The sequence below is a fragment of the Bacillus sp. ISL-41 genome, assembly GCF_018613235.1.
Lineage (GTDB): Bacteria > Bacillota > Bacilli > Bacillales > Cytobacillaceae > Mesobacillus.
Window position 1 is genome coordinate 26195 of record NZ_JAGGQP010000050.1, and the last position, 10468, is coordinate 36662.

Genomic DNA, 10468 nt, shown 5'->3' on the forward strand with positions numbered 1-10468 from the left:
TGAAAGCGTGGATAATGAGTCCGCGCTTTCTTTTATAAGGGGAGAGAACTCTATGGATTTTACTACTTTCGTTAAAATTAGAAGAGATTTGCATCAAATTCCTGAGCTGGGTTTCAAGGAGTTCAAAACTCAGGCTTACCTCCTTGACTATCTAAGCAGTCTTCCTCAGGACCGCCTGGAAATAAAGACATGGAAGACAGGGATTTTTGTCAGGATCAAAGGAATGAATCCAAAGAAGACGATTGGCTACAGAGCTGATATCGATGGTCTTCCGATCACAGAAGCAACCGGTTTGGATTTCAAATCACTTCATGAAGGGCAGATGCATGCATGCGGTCATGATTTTCATATGTCCATTGCCCTTGGGTTGATTTCGTACTTCGTTGCTCATCCGATTGAAGATCATTTACTGTTCATTTTCCAGCCTGCAGAGGAAGGTCCGGGTGGTGCCGAGCCAATGCTTAAAACGGACATCATGCAGCAATGGAAGCCGGATATGATCATTGCCTTGCATATTGCTCCTGAGTATCCTGTCGGCACTATTGCAACTCGGGAAGGCCTTCTTTTCGCCAACACATCCGAACTGTTCATTGACCTTGAGGGGAAGGGTGGTCATGCGGCTTATCCTCACCAGACTAATGATATGGTCGTTGCAGCTTGTGCTCTTGTGAACCAGCTTCAGTCTGTTGTTTCGAGAAATGTCGACCCCCTCGACAGTGCTGTTGTAACAATCGGCAAAATAACCGGAGGTACGGTACAAAATATCATCGCTGAAACAGCAAGGCTGGAAGGAACAATCCGCACACTGTCTGTAGAATCTATGGCGAGAGTGAAGGAAAGAATTGAAGCACTCGTAAAAGGTATCGAAGTAGGCTATCAATGCAAGACGTCGATTGACTATGGGGCCATGTACCATCAAGTTTATAATAATGAAGAATTGGCACGTGACTTTATCGCCTTTGCTGAGGAAAGGGAAAATATCGACGTGATTGTATGCAAAGAGGCAATGACTGGAGAAGACTTTGGTTATATGCTCAAAGAGATTCCTGGCTTTATGTTCTGGCTTGGTGTTCATTCAGACCATGGACTTCATCATGCCAGACTGGACCCGGATGAGGACGCCATCGAGACAGCAATGAACTTGCTGACCAAGTATATTGAGTACAAAAGCAATTAAACGATATTATTAATCCGCTTTAAAGTGTCAGTGAAATTGCCATTCCAAAAAAGAGGTGTTCGATATGAGATTGCGTCAACCTATGCCTGAAATAACCGGAGCCGCTGAATGGCTCAATGGAGAGGTTACTAGAGAGCAGCTGGTTGGTGAAAAGCCGACTCTGATCCACTTTTGGTCAATCAGCTGTCATTTATGCAAGGTAGCAATGCCCTCGGTGAATGAACTGCGTGATCAATATAAAGATAATCTGAATGTGATGGCTGTCCATATGCCAAGGTCAGAAAATGACATGAATATGGAAGAAATCAAACAGGTGGCAACAGAACACAGCATATCCCAGCCTATTTTTGTTGATCATAACCATATATTGACGGACGCGTTTGAAAATCAATACGTACCAGCTTATTACCTTTTTGATCATAATGGTTTATTAAGGCATTTTCAGGCTGGGGGAAGCGGCTTGAAAATGCTTGAAAAACGTGTGAATCGTGTGCTGGAAGAAATGGAAAAGGAAGAATGATTCCAGACTTTCTTTGAGGTTTTTTAACGACCACTTTTCTGCAAAAAGACCACGAGTTTGTCCGATAGAGACCTTCTAAAAGACATTTTTCTGCAAAAAGACCACGAGCTTGTCCGATAGAGACCTTCTATCGGACATTTTTCTGCAAAAAGACCACGAGTTTGTCCGATAGAGACCTTATAAAGGACTTTTTTCCTTTGATTCCTACGTCCAACACCATTGCTCATGCCTTTTCCGGTTAAAATCAGATAATTTCCATATACAAAAAAATATAAAAATTCTAAAAAATACTGGAAAAATATTTCGAAACTCGATATATTAATGTATACGTGCTTTTTCTTTTTTACTAAGCTTTTCCAAAAATTTATCGTTAAGTGGCTATTTTTACAAGGTTGGGATTACGATTACTTAATACACTTACGAAGAAGGAAACAAAACATTATTGCCTAAACAATCTCTAATTTTTCAAAGGGGGGATATATGAATGGAGACATTCAAAAAATTAAAAGAATATTATTGGCCTTTTAAAAATTACTTTATATGGTCAATATTATTTATGTTGATTGTAACAGCGATTACCGTTGTTTATCCGATGATCCTGCAGCTTACAATCGATGAAGCTGTCATTGGAGGAAGGTATGATCTGATTCCACTTCTTGCTGCTGGTTTTGTGGGATCCATGGTCGTTAAAGGTATCTGTACCTACATTTATCAATATACAGGGGACCTGTTTGGGATTCATTCTGTCTATAAGCTGAGAAACTCGCTATATGAAAGGCTTCAGTTCCTTTCTTTCCGTTATTACGACAATGCGAAGACAGGTGATTTAATGTCAAGGCTTACTGCAGATGTGGAAGGCTTCCGCTTTTTCCTAAGCTTTGGCTTCTCGGAGTTGATCCGTTTTGTCCTCTTAATTGGTATTAGTTTTTCAGTTATGTTCTATTATTCTATTTCATTGACTTTTGTGACTCTCGCTACACTGCCTTTCCTTGCTGTAGTCGTGTATAAGTTTGACAGGGCAGTCCATCCGGCGTTCAGGGGGATCCGGAAGTCGTTTGGGAAGCTGAATACTAAGGTTCAGGAGAATATAAGCGGAATCAACACTGTAAAATCTCTTTCTCGTGAAGATTATGAGATTGGCAGATTCAATGCATCAAATGGGAATTATAAGGATCAATATTTATTCACTTCGGAAATCTGGGCGAAGTATTTCCCGTTAATGGAGTTTCTGGGGAATTTAAGTGTTGTCCTGCTTTTAGGTTATGGGGGCTTCCTGGTCATGAATGAATCTTTGCTGCCGGGAGAGCTGGTGGCTTTCTACAGCCTCGTTTGGTACATCATGTGGCCGATCATGAACCTCGGATTCGTGGTGAATCTATTTTCCCAATCCAAAGCCTCAGGAGAAAGGTTATTGGAGATTCTTGAAGCTGATGAGGAGATTGAAGAGAAGCGCGGGGCACTTCAGGTTGAAAAGCTCTCGGGAGACGTAGAATTCAATGATGTAACACTCCGATATGGCGATGATGAAAATGAAGCTTTATATAATATTACCTTTAAAGCATGTCCAGGACAGACAATTGGATTGATTGGGTCGACAGGTTCAGGAAAAACAAGCATTACCCAGCTGATGACAAGGTTTTATGAGCCGGTCGATGGCCAGGTCCTGATTGATGGCCTGGATATAAAGGATTATTCAATCCGTTCGCTTCGCAGCAATATAGGGATTGTCCTTCAGGAATCTTTCCTATTTTCTTCCTCGATTAAAGCCAATATCTCTTATGGCAATCCGGACGCTACGATGGAGGAAATCATTGCTGCCGCAAAAAGGGCACAGGCGCATAGTTTTATTATGGAGCTGCCAGATGGGTACGATACAATCCTTGGGGAAAGAGGAATGGGGCTGTCTGGCGGCCAAAAGCAAAGAATCGCGATTGCCAGGGCGATTTGTGTCAATCCGAGTATTTTAATCCTTGATGATGCCACCAGTGCGGTTGATATGGAAACTGAATTCAAGATCCAGCAAGCACTTCTGGAAGTCATGAAGGGGCGGACGACTTTTATCATCGCACACCGCATTTCTTCCCTTAAGCATGCAGATGAAATTCTTGTGCTTGAAAATGGGGCAATTGCTGAGCGAGGAACCCATGAACAACTGATCAAGAATGGCGGAACATATCAAAAAATCTACGATATACAATTTAAGGATCGCCAAAAAGTATCGCAAACTGGCTGAATTTTAAAAAGGGATGATTGATAGTTGTTCGTCATTCGGTCATACCGGATCAGTTATCTACAATGTACAGGGGGGAAGATTTTGAGCAAGAAAGGTAACTCTCAAGTTTTGAAAAGGTTCCATTATTCTACTGACCAGGTTATTGATAAGCCTTTTAACTGGAAACAGATGTCGAGGCTTTTCGGTTATATGCTCCCATATAAAAAGACGCTTGTGCCGCTGTCGATTGCCATGGTTTTAATCACGACAGCAGTTAGACTGGCAATCCCAATTCTGATTGGGATCTATACTCTTGACAGAGCCGTTAAAGATAAAGACGCCACTATGCTTTTATGGCTCGTTGCACTTATTGGGGGGCTTTATACAGCTTCCTATATTGCGAACATTTACAGAATCCGCTGGATGAATCAATTAGGCCAGAATGTCATATATGATTTGCGCAAACATTTATTCACACATGTACAAAATCTATCCCATCGCTTTTTTGACCAGCGTTCTGCGGGGTCCATACTCGTGCGGATCATGAATGACATCAATTCCCTTCAGGAATTGTTCACCAATGGTGTCATCAACTTATTGATGGACATTGTTCTGCTGGTCGGCATCTTCTTTATCCTGTTCTCGTTAAGTCCGCAGCTTACGCTGGCAATCATGATAATTTTACCGATCATGTTCTTGATCTCAACAAAGCTGAGGAAAAACATCAGGCGCTCCTGGCAGGATGTTCGCATGAAGCAATCCAAGCTGAATTCCCATCTGAATGAAAGTATCCAGGGTATCAGGGTTACACAATCTTTTACGCAGGAAAAGGAAAACATGGCCTTTTTTGATGGAGTAAACGATGAGACCTTCCAGAGCTGGAAGTCGGCTTCGCAAAAAAATGCGATGTTTCGTCCTATGGTTGAACTGACCAATGCACTTGGTACGGCAGTATTAATTTGGTATGGAGCGAGTTTGATTCAAAATGGTACGATCTCAATTGGTGTATTCGTTTCATTTGCCTTCTATCTAGGTATGTTCTGGGAACCAATCTCCAGGCTGGGCCAGGTATATAACCAGTTATTGATGGGGATGGCTTCATCGGAACGAATCTTCGAGTTTCTTGACGAGAAGCCGATTGTTTCTGAGGCTGATCATCCGGTTGAGCTTGAGGATATGAGAGGAGAAATCAAATTTGATAAAGTCGTCTTTTCATATGATGATAAGAGAACGGCGCTTAAGGGGATCAGCCTCGAAATGAAGGCTGGACAGACGGTGGCCCTCGTTGGTCATACAGGATCAGGGAAAACAACGATTGCCAATTTAATCAGCCGGTTCTATGATCCTACTTCAGGCAGGGTAATGGTTGACGGTCATGACCTAAAAGATGTCTCCATAGGCAGCTTGAGGAAGCATATCAGTATCGTCCTGCAGGATACCTTTATTTTTTCAGGGACGATCTACGATAATATTCTGTTCGGCAGGCCGGATGCTGCAGAGGAAGATGTAATAGCTGCCGCAGAAGCCGTAGGAGCAGCCGAATTCATTAAGAAACTGCCTAAGGGGTATAAAACAGAAGTGGAAGAAAGGGGTAATATCCTTTCAGTCGGTGAAAGGCAGCTTCTTTCATTCGCCAGGGCGCTGCTAGCCAATCCACGAATCCTGATCATGGATGAAGCGACAGCGAGCATCGATACCGAAACAGAAATGAGAATCCAAAAGGCTCTAAAAACCCTGTTAAACGGCCGAACGGCTATCATCATTGCCCACAGACTATCGACCATCAGGGAAGCGGATAATATCTTCGTGCTAGAGAATGGCCTGATCATTGAGCAAGGTAATCATGACCAGCTTATGGACCTCGAAGGAGAATATCATGACCTTGTCAAAGCACAATTCAATATGCTAGATGCAGTGTAAATGCAGAGCCTTCTTCGTGAAGGCTTTTTTTGCAGTATTTTTGAAAATCTAAAAGGAAGGATAACCACTTAATTATACATTCTGTAACTTTTTGACAGAGTTACCGTCAAATTCATAAATAGAAGTGTTTCAAGGGGGCCTTTCATTGTTGAAAAAAATATTTATTATGTGTATTTTCCTTGTACTTTTGCTGGCAGGCTGCAGCGGTGGGATGTCACAGGAAAATAGTAAGATGAGTTCTGAAGGGGATATGAACTCTGCTGCTGATATGGAAAATGTAAGTGAGGATAATATTGGTTTTTCAGAAGATGAAAAACAAGTTGCTGACGCTGGAGAGAAATCGAAAGCAGAGGGACAATCCGACAAGGATGCAGATGAATCGGCTGCTCAGCGGATGGTCATCTATAATGCTGAAATGGATATCAGGGTTAAAAATTTTGAAAATGCGCGAAATGCCTTAGAAGAGAAGGCCAAGCGTTACAATGGCTATATCGTACAATCTGATTCGAACCGTTATGATGACGTTCAGCAAAGTGGCACGATGACATTCAGAATCCCACAGGAGCATTTCCAGGCATTCTTAACAGACGCCGAAGGTCTTTCTGTTCAAGTTAATAATCGGCGTGTGAGCGGGCAGGACGTTACTGAGGAGTATGTAGACCTGGAATCCCGGTTAAAATCGAAAAGAGCTGTCGAAGCCAGATTACTTGAGTTTATGAAAGGAGCTCAGAAAACAGAGGATCTATTGAAGATTTCTTCGGATCTGGCAGATGTTCAGGAACAGATTGAACAAATAGCCGGAAGGAAGAAATACCTCGAAAACCAGACGGCACTTTCAACAGTTACTATCACATTACAAGAAAATGAAGTGCCAGTCCCGAAAATAGATAACGAGAGCTTGAACACCTGGCAAAAAATTAAAAAGCAGTTTGCTGATAATATCAACATCCTGCTGGCGGCAGGCTCAGGAATCATTGTTTTCCTTATTGGGAACCTCCCTATCCTCATAATTGTAGGAGCGATTGTAGCTGCTATCATCTATTTTGTTAGAAAGAAAGCTGTGCGAGGACAAAACAATAATGTAGATTCCGATAGCTGAGGATAAGAAGTGAAAGTGCCTCGATAGGTAAGGCTCTGAAGATTGTAGTGACCCACAATGTTATGTTTTCCTGAACAAGAAATCAAAAAAACCGTTGCGACACTCGCAACGGTTTTTCTTTTAAACCTCCATAATGATCGGCAGGATCATTGGACGGCGTTTTGTTTTTTCGTAGAGGAAAGGTGCAAGCGTATCAGTGATTTCGTTTTTGATTTCTGACCACTGAGTTGTTTTTCTTTCCATTACTTTATTTAAGTGCTTATTAATCAGGCTTTGTGCGTCGTTGATCAGGTCGCCTGATTCACGCATATAGACAAATCCGCGTGAAATAAGGTCAGGACCCGCAGCAATCTTGAATTCTTTCATATTGATGCTTACTACTACAACGACAAGGCCTTCCTCAGACAGGATTCGACGGTCGCGAAGAACAATGTTCCCTATATCGCCAACCCCACTTCCATCAATGTAGACATTGCCGGAAGGAATCTTGCCAGCTACGCCAACCTCATTATCGCCAAGAGCAAGCACTTCACCGTTATCCATGATAAAGCAGTTCTCTTGAGGAACTCCACAATCAGTTGCGAGTTTCGTATGCATCTTTTGCATGCGGTACTCACCATGGATTGGCATAAAGTATTTCGGTTTGATCAGGCGAAGCATCAATTTCTGCTCTTCCTGACCACCGTGTCCTGAAGTATGAATGTCGTTCAATGAACCGTGGATAACATCTGCACCTGCACGGGACAACATGTTGATTGTCCTGTTAACGCTGATGGTGTTACCAGGGATCGGAGAAGACGAGAACACTACTGTATCGCCAGGCTGAATTTGGATTTGGCGGTGTGTACCGTTCGCAATCCTTGATAAAGCAGCCATTGGCTCGCCCTGACTTCCGGTACAAAGGATTGTAACCTGGTTGGCAGGGAGTCTGTTAATTTGCTGTGCTTCAATGAATGTATCCTTTGGCGCATTGATATAGCCAAGTTCTTGTCCAATAGTAATTGCCGATTCCATGCTTCGTCCGAATACAGCAACTTTTCTGCTATTAGCGACCGCAGCTTCGACAACCTGCTGCAGGCGATGGATATTGGAAGCGAAAGTAGCAAAGATGATCCGTCCATCCACTTTTCGGAAAATATCATGAATGCTTTCACCAACACGGCGCTCAGACATCGTGAAGTGCGGAACCTCGGCATTTGTACTGTCCGAAAGTAAGCAAAGGACGCCTTCTTTGCCGATTTCAGCCATTTTTGTCAAATTGGCTGGTTCACCAACAGGTGTAAAGTCAAACTTGAAATCGCCAGTGTGGACGATTTGGCCTGGAGGCGTTTTCACTACGACACCATATGAATCAGGGATACTGTGTGTCGTTCTGAAGAAAGTGACCGAAGTTTTACGGAACTTGATGATGTCGTCTTCCTTGATTTCGATCAGCTTCGCTTTACGCAACAAACCGTGCTCTTCAAGCTTGTTTCTGATCAGGCCGAGTGCCAGCTTGCCGCCATAGATTGGAACATTGATTTCGCGCAGTAAATAAGGGATGCCGCCGATGTGGTCTTCGTGGCCATGGGTAATGAATAGGCCCTTGATTTTGTCTTCATTTTTTACCAGGTAGGAATAGTCAGGGATAACATAATCGATACCCAGTAATTCATCTTCTGGGAATTTTATGCCGGCATCGATCAGGATGATTTCATCCTGGAACTGCACCCCATAGGTATTCTTGCCGATTTCGCCTAGTCCACCGAGCGCGAAAACGGCTGTTTGGTCATTTTTAACGAATTTCATAAATTATTCGATCTCCAATACTTCAAAGTTTTCTTTTTGCTTTTCATACTCAAAATAGTTACCCTCAACTGCCTCGACATATTCAATATTATATTGGCGATCAGCTATTTTTGTCCGTACATCTTTTTCAGTGTCCGCTTTTACATAAATGGTTTGTGTTTTTTCGCGAACTGGTACTTGCTTGTTGGATTCCTGGAAGTAAACTTTAAAAATCATTAAAAATCTCTCTCCTTAATTAACTTTTTCTATTTAATAGGCAATTTCCGATGAAACATTTTGAAGATTTATGCGATTCCCTGCCAGGGATATACCAAAGGTAGACGAACTGATTTGTAGGTAAAGCATAACTCTGTCAAAACGATAAACGAAATCCGCCATATATAAAAATTAACAATGTTACCATTGTTATTATCCATCGTGTCATGTTTTCCGCTATTAACCAATTTACAATAAGGAAGGAGCCCTTCGCAAGTTTGAAGGGCTCAAAAAGTTAAGCGATTGTTTTTTTTCGAAGCAAATCTTTCCACTGTTTTAAAAGCTTCTTTCTTAGCTTCTTTAACATAGTGGATCATCTCCTTAGTTCTTATTTTAAACTATCCTTGTCCAAAGTAAAGTAAACAAGGAAAAGTTTAACTAAGTTTATTTTTCAAATTCCTATCTTTTTGTTTATATTATATGATGAAATAGCAAATTTTTTCATGGGTATTGATGGAATGACATAAATTGTCATTGTTTTGACACAGTTTTAGACTTCTTATTTCTGTACATGCACGCAGCGATTTGGTAGACTACCGGGATTACATAATACAAATCAATAAGTAAGAAAATAATTTCAATCATTGCATCGAAGGAGAAGATCATGAGCAAAATCGTATTTTTTGATATAGATGGTACACTGTTGGACCATGATAAAAACCTGCCGGCCTCTACAAAAGAGGCAATTGTTACATTAAAAAATAATGGGGTTTTTGTAGCCATTGCTACAGGGCGGGCTCCATTTATGTTCGAATACCTGAGAGAAGAGCTGGAGATAGATTCTTTTGTGAGCTTTAACGGACAATATGTGGTGTTTGAAGGGGAGCCAATCAGCCAGAACCCTTTAAATAATGGAAAGATAGAAGAACTTTATTTCGAAGCTGCTGATAAGGGCCATCCAGTTGTTTTTATGAACCATATGACCATGAAATCATCAGTGAAGCACCATGAATACATTGAAAAAAGCCTGGGGGGCCTGAAGTTCGCCCATCCTGAACACGATGACCGATTTTATGTAGACCGCGAACTCTATCAGACACTATTGTTCTGTGAAGAAGGTCAAGAGAAGTATTATAGGGAGACCTACCCTGAGTTTAACTTTATCAGGTGGCATCCATACTCTGTTGATATCCTGCCAGCAGGAGGGTCTAAAGCAGAAGGAATTAAGAAGATGGTGGAGCGATTAGGTTTCAAACGGGAAGATGTATACGCTTTTGGTGATGGGTTGAATGACCTTGAGATGATTCAAGCAGTAGGTACAGGGGTTGCCATGGGCAATTCTGTCCCTGAATTAAAGAAACTCGCTAATATGGTTACCCGTGATGTAGATGACGATGGAATCTGGCACGGTTTGAAAGAGCTGGAATTGATTTAGGCGATATTTTATAACTGCCCCAAAATTAACATAGGGTGTCCCAAGTTATTTGGGACACCCTATGTTAATTTTGCTTATGTGAGGCTTATCTTTCCACTGGTTTTGCATCGGGAATTTCAGCA

Annotated in this window: 8 protein-coding genes; 6 read left to right on the forward strand and 2 right to left on the reverse strand. The window is 41.9% G+C overall.

Annotated elements, in window-relative coordinates:
* The first annotated feature begins 52 nt into the window (after nucleotides 1-52).
* From J7I80_RS21770 to J7I80_RS21790, 5 genes are all read left to right on the forward strand, one after another.
* Nucleotides 53-1177: an N-acetyldiaminopimelate deacetylase gene (locus J7I80_RS21770; protein ID WP_214741337.1), complete on the forward strand. Its 1125-nt coding sequence runs from the start codon at nucleotides 53-55 to the stop codon at nucleotides 1175-1177.
* A 64-nt stretch (nucleotides 1178-1241) separates the two neighbouring features.
* Entirely contained in the window at nucleotides 1242-1697 is a 456-nt protein-coding gene (locus J7I80_RS21775) for a TlpA family protein disulfide reductase (RefSeq protein WP_214741339.1), read from the forward strand.
* 484 nt (nucleotides 1698-2181) lie between these two features.
* Nucleotides 2182-3930, forward strand: coding sequence for an ABC transporter ATP-binding protein (locus tag J7I80_RS21780; protein ID WP_214741340.1), 1749 nt, complete (start codon nucleotides 2182-2184; stop codon nucleotides 3928-3930).
* A gap of 81 nt (nucleotides 3931-4011) precedes the next feature.
* Entirely contained in the window at nucleotides 4012-5829 is a 1818-nt protein-coding gene (locus tag J7I80_RS21785; protein WP_214741342.1) for an ABC transporter ATP-binding protein, read from the forward strand.
* Nucleotides 5830-5974: 145 nt separating this feature from the next.
* Entirely contained in the window at nucleotides 5975-6928 is a 954-nt protein-coding gene (locus J7I80_RS21790) for a DUF4349 domain-containing protein (RefSeq protein WP_251027914.1), read from the forward strand.
* Between the two features lie 120 nt (nucleotides 6929-7048).
* Here J7I80_RS21790 and rnjA read toward each other — a convergent pair whose 3' ends face one another.
* Both rnjA and J7I80_RS21800 read right to left on the reverse strand, forming a co-directional pair.
* Nucleotides 7049-8716, reverse strand: a complete 1668-nt coding sequence (gene rnjA, locus J7I80_RS21795) for a ribonuclease J1 (protein WP_214741344.1) — start codon at nucleotides 8714-8716, stop codon at nucleotides 7049-7051.
* Nucleotides 8717-8719: 3 nt separating this feature from the next.
* A complete protein-coding gene (locus J7I80_RS21800) occupies nucleotides 8720-8932 on the reverse strand; it encodes a DNA-dependent RNA polymerase subunit epsilon (protein WP_214741346.1) in 213 nt (70 codons plus the stop codon).
* Nucleotides 8933-9575: 643 nt separating this feature from the next.
* Between J7I80_RS21800 and J7I80_RS21805 the strand changes: the two genes are divergently transcribed.
* Complete coding sequence (locus J7I80_RS21805; protein WP_214741348.1) at nucleotides 9576-10346, forward strand: Cof-type HAD-IIB family hydrolase; 771 nt, start codon at nucleotides 9576-9578, stop codon at nucleotides 10344-10346.
* Nucleotides 10347-10468: the final 122 nt, after the last annotated feature.

Coding starts and splice junctions, on each gene's coding strand:
- J7I80_RS21780 (WP_214741340.1), top strand. CDS start 2,182: ATGGAGACATTCAAAAAATTAAAAGAATATTATTGGCCTTTTAAAAAT.
- J7I80_RS21800 (WP_214741346.1), bottom strand. CDS start 8,932: ATGATTTTTAAAGTTTACTTCCAGGAATCCAACAAGCAAGTACCAGTT.
- J7I80_RS21775 (WP_214741339.1), top strand. CDS start 1,242: ATGAGATTGCGTCAACCTATGCCTGAAATAACCGGAGCCGCTGAATGG.
- rnjA (WP_214741344.1), bottom strand. CDS start 8,716: ATGAAATTCGTTAAAAATGACCAAACAGCCGTTTTCGCGCTCGGTGGA.
- J7I80_RS21770 (WP_214741337.1), top strand. CDS start 53: ATGGATTTTACTACTTTCGTTAAAATTAGAAGAGATTTGCATCAAATT.
- J7I80_RS21805 (WP_214741348.1), top strand. CDS start 9,576: ATGAGCAAAATCGTATTTTTTGATATAGATGGTACACTGTTGGACCAT.